Origin of the sequence: Nostoc sp. UHCC 0870, assembly GCF_022063185.1 — a bacterium.
In the GTDB taxonomy this organism is placed as follows: Bacteria; Cyanobacteriota; Cyanobacteriia; order Cyanobacteriales; family Nostocaceae; genus Trichormus.
Genome location: NZ_CP091913.1, coordinates 6,049,525 through 6,068,640 on the forward strand (window position 1 = coordinate 6,049,525; position 19,116 = coordinate 6,068,640).

At 42.6% G+C, this 19,116-nt stretch carries 21 protein-coding genes; 11 read left to right on the plus strand and 10 right to left on the minus strand.

The window, feature by feature from the left end:
- Positions 1-279 precede the first annotated feature (279 nt).
- Positions 280-2,094, plus strand: coding sequence for a proline--tRNA ligase (locus tag L6494_RS25645; RefSeq protein WP_237990579.1), 1,815 nt, complete (start codon positions 280-282; stop codon positions 2,092-2,094).
- 521 nt (positions 2,095-2,615) lie between these two features.
- Entirely contained in the window at positions 2,616-3,215 is a 600-nt protein-coding gene (locus tag L6494_RS25650) for a GerMN domain-containing protein (RefSeq protein WP_237990581.1), read from the plus strand.
- A 256-nt stretch (positions 3,216-3,471) separates the two neighbouring features.
- On the opposite strand, the gene L6494_RS25655 is transcribed toward L6494_RS25650, so the two are convergent.
- From L6494_RS25655 to efp, 3 genes are all read right to left on the minus strand, one after another.
- A complete protein-coding gene (locus L6494_RS25655) occupies positions 3,472-3,819 on the minus strand; it encodes an ArsR/SmtB family transcription factor (protein WP_237990583.1) in 348 nt (115 codons plus the stop codon).
- Positions 3,820-3,905: 86 nt separating this feature from the next.
- A complete protein-coding gene (accB, locus tag L6494_RS25660) occupies positions 3,906-4,421 on the minus strand; it encodes an acetyl-CoA carboxylase biotin carboxyl carrier protein (RefSeq protein WP_237990585.1) in 516 nt (171 codons plus the stop codon).
- A gap of 107 nt (positions 4,422-4,528) precedes the next feature.
- Positions 4,529-5,086 carry an elongation factor P gene (efp, locus tag L6494_RS25665; RefSeq protein WP_237990587.1) on the minus strand — a complete coding sequence of 186 codons (558 nt, stop codon included), beginning with the start codon at positions 5,084-5,086 and terminating at the stop codon, positions 4,529-4,531.
- Positions 5,087-5,377: 291 nt separating this feature from the next.
- Here efp and L6494_RS25670 point away from each other — a divergent pair, with 291 nt between their 5' ends.
- Positions 5,378-6,484, plus strand: a complete 1,107-nt coding sequence (locus L6494_RS25670; protein ID WP_237990588.1) for a peptidylprolyl isomerase — start codon at positions 5,378-5,380, stop codon at positions 6,482-6,484.
- 313 nt (positions 6,485-6,797) lie between these two features.
- Here L6494_RS25670 and L6494_RS25675 read toward each other — a convergent pair whose 3' ends face one another.
- Positions 6,798-7,367, minus strand: coding sequence for a Uma2 family endonuclease (locus tag L6494_RS25675; RefSeq protein ID WP_237990589.1), 570 nt, complete (start codon positions 7,365-7,367; stop codon positions 6,798-6,800).
- Positions 7,368-7,624: 257 nt separating this feature from the next.
- Between L6494_RS25675 and thiL the strand changes: the two genes are divergently transcribed.
- Positions 7,625-8,629, plus strand: coding sequence for a thiamine-phosphate kinase (gene thiL / locus L6494_RS25680; RefSeq protein WP_237990590.1), 1,005 nt, complete (start codon positions 7,625-7,627; stop codon positions 8,627-8,629).
- A gap of 120 nt (positions 8,630-8,749) precedes the next feature.
- On the opposite strand, the gene L6494_RS25685 is transcribed toward thiL, so the two are convergent.
- A complete protein-coding gene (locus L6494_RS25685; protein ID WP_237990591.1) occupies positions 8,750-9,763 on the minus strand; it encodes a type I glyceraldehyde-3-phosphate dehydrogenase in 1,014 nt (337 codons plus the stop codon).
- Positions 9,764-9,879: 116 nt separating this feature from the next.
- Positions 9,880-10,506: a nicotinate (nicotinamide) nucleotide adenylyltransferase gene (nadD, locus tag L6494_RS25690; RefSeq protein WP_237990592.1), complete on the minus strand. Its 627-nt coding sequence runs from the start codon at positions 10,504-10,506 to the stop codon at positions 9,880-9,882.
- A 118-nt stretch (positions 10,507-10,624) separates the two neighbouring features.
- Here nadD and L6494_RS25695 point away from each other — a divergent pair, with 118 nt between their 5' ends.
- The 5 genes from L6494_RS25695 (at position 10,625) to L6494_RS25715 (ending at position 14,748) form a co-directional block, all read left to right on the plus strand.
- Entirely contained in the window at positions 10,625-10,813 is a 189-nt protein-coding gene (locus L6494_RS25695; protein ID WP_237990593.1) for a hypothetical protein, read from the plus strand.
- A 100-nt stretch (positions 10,814-10,913) separates the two neighbouring features.
- Positions 10,914-12,398, plus strand: coding sequence for a UDP-N-acetylmuramate--L-alanine ligase (murC, locus tag L6494_RS25700; RefSeq protein WP_237990594.1), 1,485 nt, complete (start codon positions 10,914-10,916; stop codon positions 12,396-12,398).
- A 94-nt stretch (positions 12,399-12,492) separates the two neighbouring features.
- Positions 12,493-13,491 (plus strand): UDP-N-acetylmuramate dehydrogenase, encoded by a 999-nt coding sequence (gene murB, locus L6494_RS25705; RefSeq protein WP_237990595.1) that lies wholly within the window; start codon positions 12,493-12,495, stop codon positions 13,489-13,491.
- Positions 13,492-13,695: 204 nt separating this feature from the next.
- The gene (locus tag L6494_RS25710; protein WP_237990596.1) at positions 13,696-14,043 is read left to right on the plus strand and encodes a YbaB/EbfC family nucleoid-associated protein; all 348 of its coding nucleotides are present in this window, start codon (positions 13,696-13,698) and stop codon (positions 14,041-14,043) included.
- A 228-nt stretch (positions 14,044-14,271) separates the two neighbouring features.
- On the plus strand, positions 14,272-14,748 hold the full coding sequence (locus L6494_RS25715) for a low molecular weight protein-tyrosine-phosphatase (protein ID WP_237990597.1): 477 nt from the start codon (positions 14,272-14,274) through the stop codon (positions 14,746-14,748).
- A 543-nt stretch (positions 14,749-15,291) separates the two neighbouring features.
- Here the strand turns inward: L6494_RS25715 and L6494_RS25720 are convergent.
- Entirely contained in the window at positions 15,292-15,975 is a 684-nt protein-coding gene (locus L6494_RS25720; protein WP_237990598.1) for a response regulator transcription factor, read from the minus strand.
- A 298-nt stretch (positions 15,976-16,273) separates the two neighbouring features.
- Between L6494_RS25720 and smpB the strand changes: the two genes are divergently transcribed.
- On the plus strand, positions 16,274-16,741 hold the full coding sequence (smpB, locus tag L6494_RS25725; protein ID WP_237990599.1) for an SsrA-binding protein SmpB: 468 nt from the start codon (positions 16,274-16,276) through the stop codon (positions 16,739-16,741).
- 132 nt (positions 16,742-16,873) lie between these two features.
- Complete coding sequence (locus L6494_RS25730; protein WP_237990600.1) at positions 16,874-17,155, plus strand: WGxxGxxG family protein; 282 nt, start codon at positions 16,874-16,876, stop codon at positions 17,153-17,155.
- Positions 17,156-17,161: 6 nt separating this feature from the next.
- Here L6494_RS25730 and L6494_RS25735 read toward each other — a convergent pair whose 3' ends face one another.
- The 3 genes from L6494_RS25735 to L6494_RS25745 form a co-directional block, all read right to left on the minus strand.
- Entirely contained in the window at positions 17,162-17,941 is a 780-nt protein-coding gene (locus L6494_RS25735; protein WP_237990601.1) for a photosystem II S4 domain protein, read from the minus strand.
- Between the two features lie 25 nt (positions 17,942-17,966).
- Positions 17,967-18,476, minus strand: a complete 510-nt coding sequence (locus L6494_RS25740; RefSeq protein ID WP_237990602.1) for a hypothetical protein — start codon at positions 18,474-18,476, stop codon at positions 17,967-17,969.
- Positions 18,477-18,603: 127 nt separating this feature from the next.
- Entirely contained in the window at positions 18,604-18,981 is a 378-nt protein-coding gene (locus L6494_RS25745) for a hypothetical protein (protein WP_237990603.1), read from the minus strand.
- Positions 18,982-19,116: the final 135 nt, after the last annotated feature.

A 19,116-nucleotide genomic window follows, 5' to 3' on the forward strand; every position in this document is an offset into this window, starting at 1 on the left:
GAATCTAAAATTCTTACCCTTATACCCTTACACCCCTATACCCTTACACCCTTATACCCCCACACCCCTATACCCCCACACCCTTATACTTCATATTTCGTGCTTGAGTTGGGGACTGGGGACTGGGATTGAATCTAAAATTCTTACCCTTATACCCTTACACCCTTATACCCTTACACCCCTATACCCCCACACCCCTATACCCCCACACCCTTATACTTCATGCTTGAGTTGATACAGAAATTAGCGATTTTGCCATCAGGAGTTAAAAAATAAACGATGCGACTGTCACAAATGTTATTCGTCACACTGCGGGATGATCCGGCTGATGCGGAGATTCCTAGCCATAAGTTGTTACTGCGTGCTGGTTACATTCGTCGCATCGGTAGCGGTGTTTATGCTTATATGCCTTTGATGTGGCGCGTACTGCAAAAGGTTTCTCAGATTGTGCGGGAAGAAATGAACGCTACAGGCGCACAGGAATGTTTACTTCCCCAACTCCAGCCGTCTGAGTTATGGAAGGAGTCGGGACGCTGGGATACTTACACCAAGGCTGAGGGAATTATGTTTTCCCTGATTGACCGCCGTGAACAACAATTAGGATTAGGGCCGACGCACGAGGAAGTGATTACTGCGATCGCTCGTGATATGATTCGCTCTTACCGTCAGCTACCCCAGCATCTCTACCAAATACAAACTAAGTTCCGTGATGAAATTCGCCCCCGCTTCGGTTTAATGCGCGGTCGGGAATTTATCATGAAGGATGGCTATTCTTTCCACGCCGATGAAGATAGCCTGAAAGAAACTTACCAAGATATGTACCAAGCCTACAGCAATATGCTGCGGCGTTCTGGTTTGGCTTTCCGTCCCGTAGAAGCTGATTCTGGTGCAATTGGTGGTTCTGGTTCAACAGAATTTATGGTGTTGGCGGAAGCCGGCGAAGATGAAGTTCTCTACACCGAAGATGGTAAATACGCTGCTAACGTCGAAAAAGCCGTTTCTTTACCTGCTGACGCTGAACCTTCGCCGTTTACTACCTATGAAAAACGGGAAACACCGGGAACAGAAACAATTGAAACAGTTTGTAAATTCCTCAAGGCTGCTTCTACACAAGTAGTAAAAAACGTTCTTTACCAAACAGCTTATGATAACGGCTTAACGGTTTTGGTACTGGTAAATATTCGCGGTGATCAAGAAGTCAACGAAGTCAAATTACAGAACGAATTAACGAAATTAGCCCCTAATTACGGTGCAAAAGCGATTATTGCTTTAACTGTTCCCAGTGCAGAAACACAGCAAACTTGGGCAGCTAAATCTTTACCTTTAGGCTACATTGCGCCTGATATTGCTGATGAGTATATTGCTGCAAACAAACAAATTCATCCTAAATTTGTCCGGTTAGTTGATCAAACCGCCGTTGAGTTAAAAAACTTCATTACTGGTGCAAATGAAAGCGGCTATCACGTCGTGGGTGCAAATTGGGGTGAGCAATTTCAACTACCAATAAGTGTAGTCGATATCCGCAAAGCTAGACCAGGCGATCGCGCCCTTCATGACCCGCAACAAATCTTAAAAAGTGCTAGAGGAATTGAAGTCGGTCACATCTTCCAATTAGGCACAAAATACTCCCAAGCAATGGGCGCAACCTATACTAATGAACAGGGTGAAGAAAAACCTTTAGTTATGGGTTGTTACGGTGTCGGTGTATCCCGTTTAGCCCAGTCAGCCGTAGAGCAATCCTACGATAAAGATGGCATCATTTGGCCAGTAGCGATCGCACCTTATCAGGCGATCGTCACCATTCCTAACATCAATGACGCTCAACAAGTAGAAATTGCGGAAAAACTTTACACGGAACTGAATCAATCAGGAGTAGAAACATTATTAGATGACCGCAATGAAAGAGCCGGAGTAAAATTTAAAGATGCTGATTTAATTGGCATACCTTATAGAATTGTTACCGGACGAGCAATTACCAACGGCAAAGTTGAAGTTGTAGAAAGAGCCACGCGTAAAGCCCAAGAAATTCCCATAGAGGAAGTTGTCGCTACCCTGAAACAGTGGATCAAAGCAGCAACAGAGACTAACAATTAAATCCCCAGGACGCAGAGTAGTAAATATTATCCTTCCTCTGGGTTCTTCACCAAACTAGACCTCTTGCATAAATGCTGAAGCTGTCATGTTGAGCGAAGCGAAACATCTCAAAGATTATACATTTCATTCAGAATGACACATCTCATTTTTTGACTTTTGCAAGAGGTCTACTGTTCAACATCTGGCTAAGAGATGAGATTTATCGATTTATCTAATTGGGCAGGTGACGGATTAGAAAAATAAATTATAAAATGAAAAATAAAAACGAGTTTAGAATAAAGCTAGATGGAGTTAATTACACCAATTAAATTTTAGAGTAAATGGGGATATAGATTACTTATTGAGTTGTCAAGTAGCTACCATAAACTACGTACACCACGATACATCAAAAAGCCCCACATTTAAATTTACAGAGCTATCATTTAGATTTTTGGAAACTCTATAGTTTTAACTATCGTCGCTAACCAGGCTGCTCTCCACAAACAGACTATACTCAGCCCCCAGTCAGGAAGGTTTTAAAAATGAACGACCAACAAGGAAAACGTATATCTTCAGGTGTTATTGCAGCAGTCTCCGCCGCAGTTATAGCAGTTGGTGGCGGTGTAGCTTGGTTAACAGGTAACACCAATTCTCCTACACAACCAACGCCATCGCAAAAAATCCAGCAGCCATACAATGCACAGCCAGGTAATGAGCAAACAGCTAATGTTTATTGGCTCAAAACCACTGAAAAAAGCATGGAATTAGTTCCTCAGCCTATTAAAATAGCTGCGGTTCAACCCAACCAAGTTTTAGAGCAGGCTTTTCAAAGTTTGTTAGCAGGCCCCACTGAAGGCACAAATGCCACCACCATTCCCGCAGAAACTAAGTTATTAGGGCTAAAAGTGGAAAATAAGGATGAAATCCATGTCAATTTATCTCAAGACTTTACTAGTGGTGGTGGCAGTACCTCTATGATAGGTCGTGTAGGTCAAGTAGTTTATACCGCCACAACATTAAACCCCAACGCCAAAGTGTATATTGAGGTCAACGGCAAACCATTAGAGGTTTTAGGCGGTGAAGGTGTAGAGATAGAACAACCCATGACCCGTAAAAGCTTTAACAAAGAGTATCCACTGTAAAACAATTCGCAATTCGCAATTCGCAATTCGCAATGGACTAACGTCCCGCTCCGCTAACGCAATTCGCAATGGACTAACGTCCCGCTCCGCTCTAAGCGCAGCTATGCCGCAGGCTTTACGCTTTTTCCGTGTTGTAACGGGGATTTAGACCCCGCCACAACACTTGCGGCTTGATAGAAGCCGGGGATTTAAACCCCTACATTTTGTTAATTTTGACTTTTGACTTTTGACTTTTGACTTGATTTGTCCCCAGTCCCTAATTCTTATTACTAAGCACCCTAAAATTACGGGCTTGCTGCTCTAGCCTTGTGGCCAGGCGATCGCAAACCCGATTACATAATTCAAAAATCATCTCGTCTTCCACCCTGTAGTAAGCGCAAGTCCCTTCACTGCGGCGGCTAAGAATCCCCGCTTGCCACATTACTTTCAGGTGTTTGGACACGTTTGCCTGTGAAGTGTGTGTTGCTTCTACCAATTCTTGGACACATTTTTCTTCATCCCGCAATAAGTGCAACAGGCGCAGACGCATCGGCTCGCTTAAGAGACTGAAGTATTCGGCTACTTGTTGCACTACTTCTGGCGGTACAGGCAACGCTTGTTTCATCAGGATTAACCCGCAGAACTCCAAATGTTAACAATGATTCATTAATTCATTAAGAATAATGACTCACTTGTTATATAGATTAATACCTAATCGGGGTTAATTCTCATCAAAGGTTGGTTATATTCCACCGGTTCACCATTTTGGATGAGAATTTCCACGACTTGCCCAGAAACCTCAACCTCGATTTCATTCATCAGCTTCATAGCTTCGATGATGCAGACTGTTTGACCTTTACGGACGCGATCGCCTACTTCTACAAACGCCGCTTCTCCAGGGGCAGGAGCGCGGTAAAATGTCCCCACCATTGGGGAAGGCACTTCTACAAATTTCTGGTCAATAATTGGCGGAGAACTCCCCCCTGAGTGTGCGCCAGAATTAGTTACCGCATGGTCAGCAACACGATTATCAATCTCCGTTGCGGAAATTGGTATTGATGGCTGTGCGATCGTTTGCACCGATGGCATGGACACAACGTGATTACTCACATTAACAGCTTTACGTACTGTTAATTCAAATTCATCACTTTTAAGCGTTACTTCTGCAATATCAGTTTCTGCAATAGTTGCCAATAGTTGGCGAATTTCATTAAAGTCCAATGGCACAGTTTTTTTTACCTCGACCTGTCCGTAAATAAGAATTTTAAGTTTGGCAGGGATTTAATCCCCCTGGAGGGATTGAAATCGGGATTGCCTCAAGAATGAAAGCAAACTTATTCCCTGCCTATGTATTTATCATCACGGGTATCAATTTTGATGCGTTCTCCTTGGGTAATAAACAAAGGAACCATCACAGTTGCCCCGGTTTCCACAGTCGCCGGTTTAGTGCCACCTGTAGCAGTGTCACCTTTCACACCTGGATCTGTTTGCGTCACCTCTAAAACTACAGAGTTAGGCAGTTCTACTTCTAGAACTTGCTCACCCCAACGAATCACGTTCACTTCCATACCTTCCTTGAGATACTTGACGCGATCGCCAATTTGAGCAGCACTCAATCTACCTTCTTCGTAAGTTTCCATATCCATAAAGACGAACTCATCGCCCTCTTTATAGGTATGCTGCATCGTGATTTTTTCAAGAGTGGCCTGTGGCACACTTTCCCCCGCCCGAAAAGTTTTTTCCAAAACCTTGCCGGTTTGGACACTTTTAAGTGTTGTCCGTACAAAGGCAGAACCCTTACCTGGCTTAACGTGAAGGAAATCAATCACTCGCCATACAGACCCATCTAATACAATTGATACGCCGGGTCGAAAATCGTTACTGGAAATCATGAAGCTTTTAAATCGTGGAAGACAATCGGCATTTATTGTACCCTTCCAGGGTAGTAATTAGGTAATTAGTCAATAGTTATATAGTCAATCGTCATTGGTCATTGCTTATAAAGTATTTATTCTTCTCTACCCCTCTACTTTTTTGCCCTCAGAACTCAACATCGGCTAAACGCCCCGCTACCGTTAACAGCACCCACCACTCAACACCGGCTAAACGCCGCGCTACCGCTAACAGCACTCAGCACTCATCTATGGGAAGATAAGTCATGAGTTACGCATTTGAGCCATACCATGTTGAATTTATTAAAATCCTGGCTGAAGAACAGCCTCATGGCAATACTGTTGGTAACAATATTTTTAGGCATAAATACAGCTAGCTGGACTCCTTCCAGTAACGCCGCTTTGCCATCTGGAAACGCAATCACTGACGGCAAAGCTCTATTACGGTATGCACTCCCGATAGATAATAAGCCAGTACGTCAATTGCAAGCCAGTCTAGAAGATATCTCTACTCAACTGCGTGCAAATCGGCGATGGGGTGCTGTCTCTAAAGACCTGAGTAAAGCATCCCGCATTCTTGATAAACCTTCACAAATCCTAGCAAGTGTTCCGGAAGAACGCCAACCTCAAGCAGAAGCTTGGCTGACTGAATTAAAGTCTGGCGTGGAAAAAAGTAAAGAACTGACTCAAACCAAAGACAAAGAACAAATGCTCGAAGAGAGAGCAAAACTGCTGAATTTGGTTTCTCTATTAGAAGAGTCAATGGTCAAGGAATACCCATTTGAAGTTCCAGAAGAGTACAGCAACCTCCCACAACTTAAAGGTCGTGCCACAATTGCCTTTAAAACTAATAAAGGCGATTTAACCGTGGTTGTAGATGGCTATAGCGCACCTGTCACGGCTGGTAACTTCGTTGATTTAGTCAAACGTGGTTTTTACAACGGCTTAGAATTTACCCGTTCTGAAGAATCTTACGTTCTACAAACCGGAGATCCAGCAGGAAAAGAACAGGGTTTTATTGACCCCAAAACAGGACAATATCGCGCTATTCCTTTAGAAATTCTGGTAGAAGGTGACAAAAAACCAACCTACGGCATTACATTAGAAGATGCTGGTCGTTATCTTGATATGCCAGTGTTACCTTTCTCTTCCTTTGGTGCATTAGCTATGGCTCGTCCCGAAGGCGAAGTTAATGGCGGTTCTTCCCAAGTCTTCTTTTTCTTGTTTGAACCAGAACTTACACCAGCCGGACGTAACCTATTAGATGGTCGTTACTCAGTTTTTGGCTACCTCACTGAAGGCAGAGAAATTTTGGATATCCTCAAAGCTGGTGACAAAATTGAATCAGCTACCATAGTTCAGGGTGAAGAAAATCTAATAGAGCCAACAGCAGCGTAAGCAATTTTAGATTTTGGAGATGCTCCAAAATCTAAAACAGTATTTGATTAATTTTCAAATAATCTAAATCCTAACCCGGATTTCTCACCAATTATGGCCACCTCAGTCCAGAGTCGGTAGGGGTTCTTTGAGCGAAATATTCGTGAATGATTCGAGCATATTTGTGAACCCGCCCCTACTGTTGGTGAGAAATGCGGGCTAACTTTTCATATTTCTCCAAAAATATTTTTTCAGCCAGTTACAAACTAAATATAGAAGTGCTAATTGTCCATAAATTTTGGAAGTGATCAAAAATTTACTTTAATTTTTGTCTTCACAAATTACTCGCATTAAAAATCTCTGCAACTGTAACAGCCATTTCTCCAAAAGTCCGCGATATAATTTTCTGATTACCTGTATATACTGTCTCTTCATACAGTCCTTCTTCCAGCAACAGTACAGAAATTTTCTCTTCTAACGGGTCTACAATCCAATATTCTGGCACTTCCACCGCCGCATATTCAGACCGTTTATAACGATAGTCACGCTTGATGGAATCTGGGCTAACTACCTCTACAATCATTAATGGTGGTGTCTCAAAAACTGCTGATACATTGATTAATTCTCTTGCTTGTTCCTGCGTCACCACACACAAATCACTTAACCTAGACTTATTTCTTCCTATCCTTACCCCAGCTTCCCGAAAAGTTAACCAAGGTAAATCCAATCGCTTAATATCTGCTTTGAATGCGGTGTCTAAAAAATCGACAATCAAGAAATGTTGAATTGTAGGGGGGTTCATTAATTCCAGCCTGCCATCCACTAGTTCATAGTGAAAACCACTGCCATCATCATAATTTAAGTAATCTTCAAATGTGAGATTTGTTACTGGTGAAGTGAGCATCCCAAACGACCCCTAGACGATACCATTATCCTAACTTAGAGAGATAGGGGTGTAAGGGTGTAGGGGTGTAAGGGTATAGGGGTGTAAGGGTATAGGGGTATAGGGGTATAGGGGTGTAAGAGTATAGGGGTGTAAGAGTATAAGGGTAAGAATTTTAGATTTTGGATTTTAGATTTTAGATTCAATCCCAGTTCCCAGTCCCCAGTCCCCAGTCCCCAATCCCCAATCCCCAATCCCCAATCCCCAATCCCCAACTAATGATGAAAGTTAAAGATATTGGCGAACAAGGCCTTCTAGAAAAATTACAGCGTTTCTGTCCACCAGAAATTATTGGCGATGATGCGGCGGTATTGGTGACAGCACCAGAGCAATCTTTAGTTGTCACCACAGATATGCTAGTTGACGGTGTGCATTTTAGTCATGTCACCACCTCCCCAGAAGATGCAGGTTGGCGTGCTGCGGCGGCTAATTTGTCAGATTTGGCAGCAATGGGTGCTTTTCCCTTGGGAATTACTGTTGGACTGGGACTTCCTGGTGATTTAAGCGTGAGTTGGGTGGAAAGCTTATACCAGGGAATGACAGAATGCCTGCAACAATACAATACCCCAATTGTCGGCGGGGATGTGGTGCGATCGCCTATCACTACAGTTTCAATCACCGCCTTTGGCCAAGTTCACCCCCAGAACATTATCCGCCGTTCTACCGCCAAAGTCGGGGATGCGATCGTTGTCACAGGTGTTCATGGTGCATCTCACGCGGGCTTACAATTACTGTTAAACCCCGAATTAGGTCATAACCTCACCCCAGCAGAAAAGACCGCTCTAATCACAGCCCACCAGCGTCCCCAGCCACGATTAGATGTCTTACCCCTCCTCTGGCAAATTTTAGAATCAAATTCCCCTTTGCCCCTTGCTGGTATGGATAGCAGCGATGGTTTAGCAGATGCTATCTTACAAATTTGTCGTGCCAGTGGAGTTGGTGCAATATTAGACAGTGAGCAAATTCCTCTACCAACAGCTTTTTCTCACTGGTTAACTCCAGAGCAAGCCCTAGAATATGCTTTGTACGGTGGTGAAGACTTTGAACTAGTGCTGTGTCTACCACCAGCATTGGCAAAAACTCTCATACAGATGTTAGATAACAGTGCAGCCATCATCGGCACTATTACATCTCATTCCCAAGTCATACTCAAGCATCAAGATGAAAAAATCCCTGACCGAGTTCTCAGCCTCAGTCAAGGATTTCAACATTTTAGTCAATAGTCAACAGTTCAAAATCCAATTACAAATCCAAATTTATCAACCTTTTAATGTTGAATTTTGTTAGCGCAGCGTCTGGTAAAGAGCGTCATTTTGAATTTTGAATTTTGAATTTTGAATTTATTAGACCCACTTTGCAGCTACTAGTTCAGCCAAATCTAGAACGCGTTGGCTGTAACCCCACTCGTTGTCATACCAAGCCATGACTTTAACCATGTCATTACCCATAACCAGAGTCAAGTTAGCATCAACGATAGAAGAAGCATCGCTACCTTGATAATCAGAAGATACCAAGAGTAGTTCACTGTAGTCTAAAATGCCCTTGAGTGGACCTTCAGCCGCATCTTTGAGGGCTTGGTTGACTTCTTCAGTAATAGTACGCTTCTCAACCTGAACTACGAAATCTACCATTGAGACGTTCGGGGTAGGTACGCGTAATGCTACACCATTCAGCTTACCTTTAAGGTCTGGAATTACTAGTGCCACTGCTTTTGCCGCACCGGTGGAGGTGGGAACAATGTTGATGGCTGCTGCCCTTGCGCGGCGTAGATCGCGGTGAGAAGCGTCTAGCAATCGCTGATCACCTGTGTAGCTGTGAGTGGTAGTCATCGTACCTTTGATGATGCCGAATTTGTCATTCAACACCTTGGCGATGGGAGCGAGGCAGTTGGTTGTACAGCTGGCGTTACTAATAACATGATGTATGTTGTGGTCATAATCATGATGATTCACACCAATTACAAATGTACCGTCCTCGTTTTTACCGGGGGCAGTAATGAGAACCTTCTTTGCACCAGCATTAACGTGCTTCAATGCACCTTCTTTGCTGGTAAATACCCCAGTGGCTTCGATAATTAAGTCAATTCCCCATTCTTTCCAGGGCAAGTTTTCTGGGTTGCGATCAGACACGCATTTAATGGTCTTGCCATTAACGGTGATAGAGTTGTCATCGGCGGTAATGTCAACATCCTTTAACTTCCCAAGCATGGAATCATACTTCAGGAGGTGTGCATTAGTTCTAGGATCTGATGTGTCATTAACAGCTACTAGGTCAATATTGCTATTTTCCCGTCCTAGCCAACAACGTGCGAAATTACGTCCGATACGCCCGAAACCATTTATTGCGACTCTAATCACAGTATCTTGCCCTCTGTATATATGCCTATAAGTTGATATCTTTGACCCCAATCATATCGCAAAGGGGGGGATTATTTATAACCTTAAAGTGTTGGATCGATAAAAAAAAACATATTTTATTCAGATTCATCTGAGTAGAGGTTGTGGGCAGTAATGTAGTATCTGACCTCTTCTGGCACTAAATGACTAATTAATTTCCGCTCTCGACACAAGTTACGAATTAGACTTGACGAAACTCTCACTAATGGTGTATGCAAGATTTGCCAGCGAATAGTTACTAACTGCTTTTCCAGTTGTTTCTCCACCTGCTTGCAGATTGATTCACTTTGAGCTATATTCTCACCACTTAGCAATCTAGGTGCGATTAACCAATCACACATTGTTGCTAGTTCATGTCTACGATACCAACGAGGTAAGGTTTGGAAAGTATCTAAACCTGCAATCCAGTACCAGTGAGTATTGGGGTAAAGAGCAGATAAATTGATCAATGTATCAATAGCATAGGAATTCCCGCCGCGATTTACCTCTGTCAGTGAAACTGTAAATGCCGAGTTCTCTCTTGTAGCTAATTGCAGCATTGCTAGGCGATGCTCAAACTCAGCCGCTTTTTTGTGAGGAGGATGAAAGGACGGAGTCCAAATTACCTGTTCTATCGATACTTGATTTAAAGCTGTCTCAGCTATCAGTAAATGTCCCCAATGAATGGGATCAAATGTGCCACCAAAAATTGCCAGTTGTCTCATCTGGTTATGCCTGGTTTAGGTACAACTGAGAACCATTTTCATTATGAATCAATATCTTCATCAATTCATGCCTGAGCTTGATGAAATATTAAAAGTAGTTTCGCTAAGAATGTACTTAATGTATCTAGTAGTAAGTAAGGAATCGGAAAATATGTATGTCAAATTACAAGAATTTCTGTCCCGATGTAACGAAAATTTCCTGAATAATCTTAAAAACAGTTTTGAAATAGCGAAAACCTCTAACCAAGGTAAAATCTTTCTCAAGCAACAAAAACATAATAAAAATGCCAGAGAATATTCACCATGAAAAAGATATAGGAGTATTTACAGTAAAAATCAAAATCCTGTTATGATACGCGTGTTATTGGTGACTTATGGTGTGGTGTGGTGTTTAAGAGGAGCAATCAATGAATAATGTTGTAGATTTTGGCGGTAGACCATTTCATTTTATTGGTATCGGTGGTATAGGTATGTCTGCTTTGGCATACGTGCTAGCAAAACGTCAATTGCCAGTATCAGGTTCTGATTTGCGTCCGAATCATATTACGCGTAAATTGGAATCTATCGGGACATATATTTTTAGTAGACAAGAGGCTAGTAATCTCGAATTCTTTAGTCCGGGGGTAGGAGTTAAGGAATTAGAATTAAATTCATCAGATCAAGTTCCTGCTATCAACTCAAATCTGCCGCAAGTTATTTGTTCAACAGCAATTCATGCCAACAACTTAGAGTATAAAGCAGCTCTGGAATTAGGTTGTCCAATTTGGCATCGTTCAGATGTCTTAGCAGCCTTGATTGCCGAACACCACAGTATTGCTGTAGCCGGAACTCACGGTAAAACTACCACTAGTAGCATGATTGGTTATATGTTACTAGAAGCTGGTTTAGATCCTACCATCATCGTGGGTGGTGAAGTAAATGCTTGGGAAGGCAATGCTAGGTTGGGACAGAGTCGCTATTTAGTAGCGGAAGCAGATGAATCTGATGGTTCGTTGGTAAAACACGCTCCAGAAATTGGCATTATTACTAATATTGAATTAGATCATCCTGACCATTACGACACATTAGAGGAAGTAGTTGAAACCTTCCAAAAGTTTGCCCAGGGTTGTAAAACCTTAGTGGGTAGCATTGATTGCGCCACAGTACGCGAGTTGCTACGCAACGCCTCCAGCGATCGCCTCAAACCTACAATCACCTACAGTCTAGATCCAGAGACAAACGCTGACTACACAGTTACTAACATTGACTATCATGCCCACGGAACTGCTGCTTTAGTCTGGGAAAAAGGCAAAGCCTTGGGAGTGCTGAATCTGCGCTTGTTGGGACACCATAACTTGAGTAATGCTCTAGCTGGTGTAGCCGTTGGGCGGATGTTGGGCTTAGAATTTGGAGCGATCGCCAAAGGTATCGCCACCTTTGAAGGTGCTAGACGACGCTTTGAGTTTCGCGGCGAAGTTGATGGTATTACTTTTATCGATGACTACGCTCATCATCCTAGTGAAATTCGGGCAACCCTAGCTGCGGCAAAGCTACAAGCCAGACCAGGACAGAGAGTAGTGGCGATATTCCAGCCCCATCGCTATAGTCGGACATTAACCTTTTTAGCAGAATTTGCTCAGTCCTTCACCCATGCCGATCTAGTGGTACTAACTGATATTTACAGTGCTGGCGAACCCAATTTAGGGCAAATCAGTGGAGAGCAGTTAGCAGAAGCTGTATCTAAAGAACATCCCCAGGTAGTTTATCAAGCAACTTTACCTGCGGTGAATGAGTTTCTACTGCAAACTCTACGGAGTGGAGACTTGGCACTATTTTTAGGTGCAGGTAATTTAAATCAGGCGATTCCTGAAATTATTACCACACTTTGTGAGCTGGCTACAGCCACATCATAAAAGTGTCGCTTGAGCAAGAGTTTGATCAATTGACTCTATTGCTGTACTCATGCAGCAGATAAATGTAAAAATTTCACAATTTATTGATCTAAAGATGAAAATTTCCCAGGCAGCTGGAAACGCCTGCACAGTTCCTGCTTCTACAGTAGAAAAACAGGACAAAAATGATTTAAGTAAAGGTAAAGTCATTTACTTACCAGGTACTAATTGCGAAATCAAGTCCCAAGCTTTGTTATCTGCATATACTTCCTATCGAGTTGGTGGGGCTGCGGAATGGTATGTTGCACCAAGAAACATCGAAGCATTGCAAGCCAGCATCAAGTATGCACAAGAACATAATTTAAGAGTAACCACCCTCGGCGCAGGCTCTAATCTGTTAGTGAGCGATCGCGGTCTAGATGGTCTAGTGATTGGTACTCGCCATCTACGCTACAGCCACTTTGATCCCGTCACAGGTCAATTAACCGTCGCGGCAGGAGAATCAATTCCCAGTTTGGCATGGGCAGCAGCACAACTAGGCTGGCAAGGTTTAGAATGGGCTGTCGGTATCCCCGGAACTCTGGGAGGTGCAGTAGTGATGAACGCCGGCGCGCACAGCAGCTGCATCGCAGATATGTTAGTTAGTGTTGAAGTCCTCTCCCCCGATGGCACAATAGAAACTCTCACACCTGCTGACTTAGGTTACACCTACCGCACTTCATTACTACAAGGTAGCGATCGCATCATCACTCAAGCCACCTTACAACTCAAACCAGGAGCTGACCCCGCCCAGGTTGTAGCCATCACCAAACAACACAAACAGCATCGGCTGAGTACCCAACCCTACAACTTCCCCAGTTGTGGCAGTGTGTTCCGTAATCCTACTCCTTACACGGCTGGGTGGTTAATCGAACACACAGGTTTAAAAGGCTATCAAATTGGTGGCGCACAAGTAGCTCATCTCCATGCCAATTTTATTGTTAACCGTGGTGGAGCAAAAGCCAACGATATTTTTAACCTGATTCGCCATATCCAGCACACAGTCCAAGAAAGCTGGTCAATATGGTTAGAACCAGAAGTCAAAATGATGGGTGAATTTCAAGCTGTTGCTTGAGGGACTGGGGATTGGGGATTGGGGATTGGGGACTGGGGACTGGGGACTGGGGATTGGGGACTGGGGAGACAAGAAAAATTATTTTGACTTTTTCTGCCCAATTCCCTATGCCCATTAAATATTAGTAAAAAAAGAGGCAAATTCCCGGCCGCCTCTATAATTGAATTTGATTTGTTATTCAAAGCACACACGGATAATTTAGTTATGGCAGAGAAAGGACAAGGATTTGGCTTTGGCTTAGGCAAAATGAAAGAACTAGCCGAAGCGTTCAAAAAAGCACAACAAGTTCAAGAGGGTGCAAAGCGACTCCAAGAAGAATTGGAGCAAATGGAAATTCTGGGAGAGGCTGGTGGTGGACTAGTTAAGGTAATTGTCAGTGGTAACCAAGAACCCAAGCGGGTAGAAATTTCTCCCGATGCTTTAGCACAAGGGCCAGAAATGCTTTCTGACTTGGTGACAGTAGCCATGAAAAGTGCCTACGAAAAGTCTACAGCAACCATGCGCGAACGCATGGAAGAACTGACCAGTGGGCTAGAACTACCTGGGTTTTAGCGATTTGTCATTAGTCATTAGTACAGGCGCGATTAATCGCGCCTGTACAAGATTCATTCGTCAAAATCTTTGTGGACTATGGACTATGAACTACTGACTTTTGAGATAATTTTATATAGTAAAATCTTATATACATCTTTAGGAATAAGTCTTCAGATTCTGCAAATACATTCCTATTACAGAATTACGACTTGAGTTAGCGTAGCGGGGCGCAGCACATTACGAATTATGAATTATAAACTATTGTTTGTCTGCTTGGGGAACATCTGCCGTTCACCATCGGCAGAGAATATCATGAATTATTTGATTGATCGAGCCGAATTAAGCGATCGCATCCTTTGTGATTCGGCCGGTACATCTAGCTATCACATTGGCAGTCCACCCGATCGCCGCATGAGTGCCGCAGCCTCAACAAAATTAGGAATTAAGCTGCTAGGTCAAGCTAGACAACTGCAAAAATCAGACTTTCAGGAATTTGATCTGATTTTGGCTATGGATCGAGATAACTATGACAACATTATTGCTCTTGATTCTACTGGACAATATCACCATAAAGTGAAACTGATGTGTGAATTTTGTTCTCAACACACCCTGAAGGAAGTTCCAGACCCCTACTATGGTGGCACAGAAGGCTTTAATCAGGTAATTGATTTACTCCTTGATGCTTGTGAAGGCCTATTACAACATATTGTGAGTGCTGAGTAATGAGTAATGAGTAATGAGTAATGAGTAATGAGTAATGAGTAATGAGTAATGAGTAATGAGTAATGAGTAATGAGTAATGAGTAATGAGTAATGAGTAATGAGTAATGAGTAATGAGTAATGAGTAATGAGTAATGAGTAATGAGTAATGAGTAATGAGTAATGAGTAATGAGTAATGAGTAATGAGTAATGAGTAATGAGTAATGAGTAATGAGTAATGAGTAATGAGTAATGAGTAATGAGTAATGAGTAATGAGTAATGAGTAATGAGTAATGAGTAATGAGTAATGAGTAATGAGTAATGAGTAATGAGTAATGAGTAATGAGTAATGAGTAATGAGTAATGAGTAATGAGTAATGAGTAATGAGTAATGAGTAATGAGTAATGAGTAATGAGTAATGAGTAATGAGTAATGAGTAATGAGTAATGAGTAATGAGTAATGAGTAATGAGTAATGAGTAATGAGTAATGAGTGCGGTTAGCGGTAGCGCGGCGTTTAGCCGGTGGGGAGTAGTTTTTCTACCCCTGCCCCCCAGTCCCCTTCTACTCTACAAGCCCATGCTTAATTGCAAAACGCACTAATTCAGCCCGGTTACTGGTGTCAGTTTTCCTGAGTAAGCTGCTGACGTACTTTTCTACAGTTCTGGGACTCAAGTGTAGCTGAAGTCCCATTTCGGCATTAGAAAGACCGTGAGTTAAAAGTTCTAAGACTTCCTGTTCTCTGATAGTCAAAGATGAGAGTAGCCCCGATCCTTCAAAATGACTCAAAATAGAATTATGAGTCTCTATGACTTTAGTAGAGCCAGAACTAGCTAAACTGTCTTTGTGAGGAAAGCGGTACTCAGATTGAATAATTTGCGATCGCTCCAACAGATTGCAAATGGCTGCTGCTAACTCTTCTAGCTCAAAAGGTTTGGGCAAGTATAAGTCACACCCAGACTGATAACCAAGAATTCTTTCTTGAGTCTTGGTACGGGCTGTTAATAAAATTACGGGTAATAAGCGAAATTTGGGTTTTTGACGTACCCGACGTACTAATTCATACCCATTCATACGTGGCATGACAATATCAGTAACGATTAAATCTGGCTGGTATTCTTCTACCATTGCCAAAGCTTCCTGTCCGTCATTGGCCGTAATTACTGTATAGCCTGACAGTTCAAGATAATCACTAATAGATAGACGAGTGCCCAAATCGTCATCCACCACAAGGATCGTCAAGGGCATGGAAAGTACACCCCTAGCATTTTTACTCAGAAATTTCCTTCTATAAGCTCTATATAAGAACACGCGTTACAATAGTGTTCTTATGTTTCATAATATGACAGGATCACTAGCTAATGACTGTCTTAGGGGTGATTTATAAAGAAAATCTTAAATCCATAAAAAGATTAACAAATTTAAACTTATTTAAGACCCCCAACAATATAAAACCGCAGTAAATGTTGCAATTCTTCACAGACTAGCACAATGCCCACCTATTAATCACCCTAAGATAAATTAATCAACGGAAGAACAATTTTCAATGAGCGATAAGAGCGAAAGTTACAAAGTTATCTGTGATAATCGGCAAGCCCGCTATTTATATGAAATCCTAGAAACCTTTGAAGCTGGGATTCAATTGACGGGAACTGAGGTCAAATCAATCCGTGCGGGTAAAGTGAACCTCCAAGATGGTTATGCTTTGCTTCGTGATGGGGAAGCATGGCTAATTAACGTGCATATTTCTCCTTACAACGCTAGTGGTCAGTATTTTAATCACGAACCACGCCGTACTCGCAAGCTGCTACTACATCGTCAGGAACTTCGGAAACTGATCGGTAAAGTAGAACAGCAAGGTTTGACATTAGTACCCTTGAAGATGTATCTGAAACGGGGCTGGGTCAAAATTAGTATTGCCCTCGGTAAAGGTAAAAAGCTCCATGATAAGCGAGAAGACCTCAAACGCCGCCAAGATCAACGTGATATTCAACGAGCAATGAAAAATTATTAAAGTAGGAACAGGAGTATATATCTTCAGCGTGAGTTAAGTAAACACCTAGTCTATAGCCGTAGATTGATTCTGTTCAATTCGGGAATCGTTACAGTGGTGGGTAACTTTGGAAGCTAATAAGGAAATGCTACCATGAAACGTGACTTCACCGCAGTTATTGGGGCTGGCTTTCTGACTTTAAGTACAGCCATTTTGCCTTTAAGTCTACCTGCACAAGCTCAAGTCAATACTGATCCTAGAGTAGATAATGTTCCTAGAACAACTACTTATACTCAGCGTAATGATTTTGATTGGGGTTGGCTGGGTTTAATTGGTCTATTAGGTTTAGCTGGGTTAGCTGGTAGAAAACAGCACGACGAGCCAACCCGTTATCGCGATCCCAATGCGCCTGGGGCTACTAGTTATCGGGACTGAGAAAATTTACATATATCTTGTTAATTGAACGCGGTAGCGTTCTTTTTTTGTGACAGCAATTTCCCCAACTTCTAAGCGTCCTTTACCGCGAATGGCGATTAAGTCACCAGATTTAACATGAGAACTGGCTTGAGTAACTTCTTTCCAATTTACCCGCACGTCGCCAGAATCAATGAAGTCTACCATTTTACTACGAGACATCCCAAAACCAGCCGAGGCGATCGCATCTAACCTTAAGGAAGCTTCTACTGTCGTTAATTCTTTCTTCTTTGGTTCGCGAATTTTTAACTCACTCAAATCAATCGCCTGGGTTTTGACAGGAACAGAACGCACCTGCTGTAGACTCATTGTCAAAAATTCTGCCAACTCTGGTACAACGATTGCTTGCGCGCCGCGTTCACCTAAAACAATAATGTCCCCAGTTTTCTCTCTGACAATACCTGTACCTAGCATTGCACCGAGAAAGTCGCGGTGTGTCGCTGAATCAAATAAGAAATTTCCAGCTATTTCTATTGCTACCAAGCTAACTTGAGATTGATCTAAAGGTAACTCAGAACGGGCGATCGCAACTCTTTGGCGTTCAGCTTGCGGATATCCACCCCAAGCCAATAGTTGCACGTCTGTTAACCGACTAAACACCCGTTGCATTTCTGCCAATTCTGGAGGTGACAGAAAATCTGTCATCACCACTTCCCAAGTTTTAATTGCTTGTTCTGCTTGGTCAATTACACGAGCTAGACTATCTCGATTTTCAACACCCTTTAATAATTCTTCTCGTGGTAACATTCTTAAAATGTAAAGTATGATTCATTTAATACAGAGTAGTGGTGTCAGCGTAACCTTGAATATTTTCAGGTTCAAACTGACGTAATATGCGCGTGGCTTGTCGAGAGAGAGCTTCAGAACCCTGAACTACAACCAGATACTTACCAGCATCTAAACGATTACGGTAGGGTAAAGCATCACCACTACCCACGACTAAGCCAATTCCCCCGCCAACAAATACGCTACCCATAGCACCACTAGCAGCACCCAACAGCCCGCCGACGACGTGATTACCAATTTCACCAGCCCAGGCGAAGGTGTCTAAACCCGTACTCAGACTAAAGGTAAAACCAGCAAAAAAGCCAAATGGTACTAGCCAGTAGGACATGAGTTGCGCTTGTTTTTTAGCTTGAGCGTTGGGGTCAATTAAACCAAACTCGTCGGCAGTTTTATACCCTCTACCCAAAATTGTGCTATTTATGCCTTCTTCTTCTAAAGCTAAGTAAGCAGACTCAGCTTGGATACGGTCTGGTAGTACTGCAACAAGGTAATTCATTGATACGATAGTATTTTTCTTATGGAAGTTGTGCCTTAATTACCAGCGTATCAGGATTTATTGTTTATTGGGCATTGGGGTTCGCGCAGCTTCTCCGGCTGGATTTGAATTAATTTGTCCCCAGTCTCTACCTCAACTTATCCATTGGTTCACAAAATTTATCCACACCTTGCTTGAGGACATACATCAAAACTGGTGTGGCTAAAGTTTTGGGAAATGTGGGTATTGTTTTGAGATGTGCCACCATTTCTTTAATTGAGCCGTTTTGTAAGTCTTGTCTAAATTCTTGTTCGCAAATGACAGCACGCCACCTTTTAGCCAAATCACCCAGCCACTCTGAATTGGCTTGTTCTGGTTCTTGTCCAGCTTTAATCGCTAGAGTCATTGCGGCATCTTCTAAATCTCCTTCACAGTCCTCAATCAATTCCAGGGCTTCCATCGCCCCTTGATCATCTACCAATTGAGAACGAAATATGGCAATTTCTTGGGATGTGACTGTAGTCATGAGTTTTTATAAATAGTCAATAGTCCATAATCTCATATGGTAATCTGCTTTGAGTTTTGAACTTATTTGTATGGGTAGGTGACAGGTGACAGGGAGGGAAACAGGGAAGTAGAGGAGAAAAGCTAATGACTATGG

What these genes read in the sequence shown, in the direction of transcription:
- smpB (WP_237990599.1), top strand. Translation starts at nt 16,274, where the DNA reads ATGAGCGATAAGAGCGAAAGTTACAAAGTTATCTGTGATAATCGGCAA.
- L6494_RS25650 (WP_237990581.1), top strand. Translation starts at nt 2,616, where the DNA reads ATGAACGACCAACAAGGAAAACGTATATCTTCAGGTGTTATTGCAGCA.
- L6494_RS25715 (WP_237990597.1), top strand. Translation starts at nt 14,272, where the DNA reads ATGAATTATAAACTATTGTTTGTCTGCTTGGGGAACATCTGCCGTTCA.
- L6494_RS25645 (WP_237990579.1), top strand. Translation starts at nt 280, where the DNA reads ATGCGACTGTCACAAATGTTATTCGTCACACTGCGGGATGATCCGGCT.
- L6494_RS25695 (WP_237990593.1), top strand. Translation starts at nt 10,625, where the DNA reads ATGTATCTAGTAGTAAGTAAGGAATCGGAAAATATGTATGTCAAATTA.
- L6494_RS25720 (WP_237990598.1), bottom strand. Translation starts at nt 15,975, where the DNA reads ATGCCCTTGACGATCCTTGTGGTGGATGACGATTTGGGCACTCGTCTA.
- L6494_RS25710 (WP_237990596.1), top strand. Translation starts at nt 13,696, where the DNA reads ATGGCAGAGAAAGGACAAGGATTTGGCTTTGGCTTAGGCAAAATGAAA.
- L6494_RS25655 (WP_237990583.1), bottom strand. Translation starts at nt 3,819, where the DNA reads ATGAAACAAGCGTTGCCTGTACCGCCAGAAGTAGTGCAACAAGTAGCC.
- L6494_RS25730 (WP_237990600.1), top strand. Translation starts at nt 16,874, where the DNA reads ATGAAACGTGACTTCACCGCAGTTATTGGGGCTGGCTTTCTGACTTTA.
- nadD (WP_237990592.1), bottom strand. Translation starts at nt 10,506, where the DNA reads ATGAGACAACTGGCAATTTTTGGTGGCACATTTGATCCCATTCATTGG.
- L6494_RS25740 (WP_237990602.1), bottom strand. Translation starts at nt 18,476, where the DNA reads ATGAATTACCTTGTTGCAGTACTACCAGACCGTATCCAAGCTGAGTCT.
- L6494_RS25745 (WP_237990603.1), bottom strand. Translation starts at nt 18,981, where the DNA reads ATGACTACAGTCACATCCCAAGAAATTGCCATATTTCGTTCTCAATTG.
- L6494_RS25670 (WP_237990588.1), top strand. Translation starts at nt 5,378, where the DNA reads ATGTTGAATTTATTAAAATCCTGGCTGAAGAACAGCCTCATGGCAATA.
- L6494_RS25735 (WP_237990601.1), bottom strand. Translation starts at nt 17,941, where the DNA reads ATGTTACCACGAGAAGAATTATTAAAGGGTGTTGAAAATCGAGATAGT.
- murB (WP_237990595.1), top strand. Translation starts at nt 12,493, where the DNA reads ATGAAAATTTCCCAGGCAGCTGGAAACGCCTGCACAGTTCCTGCTTCT.
- murC (WP_237990594.1), top strand. Translation starts at nt 10,914, where the DNA reads ATGAATAATGTTGTAGATTTTGGCGGTAGACCATTTCATTTTATTGGT.
- efp (WP_237990587.1), bottom strand. Translation starts at nt 5,086, where the DNA reads ATGATTTCCAGTAACGATTTTCGACCCGGCGTATCAATTGTATTAGAT.
- thiL (WP_237990590.1), top strand. Translation starts at nt 7,625, where the DNA reads ATGATGAAAGTTAAAGATATTGGCGAACAAGGCCTTCTAGAAAAATTA.
- L6494_RS25675 (WP_237990589.1), bottom strand. Translation starts at nt 7,367, where the DNA reads ATGCTCACTTCACCAGTAACAAATCTCACATTTGAAGATTACTTAAAT.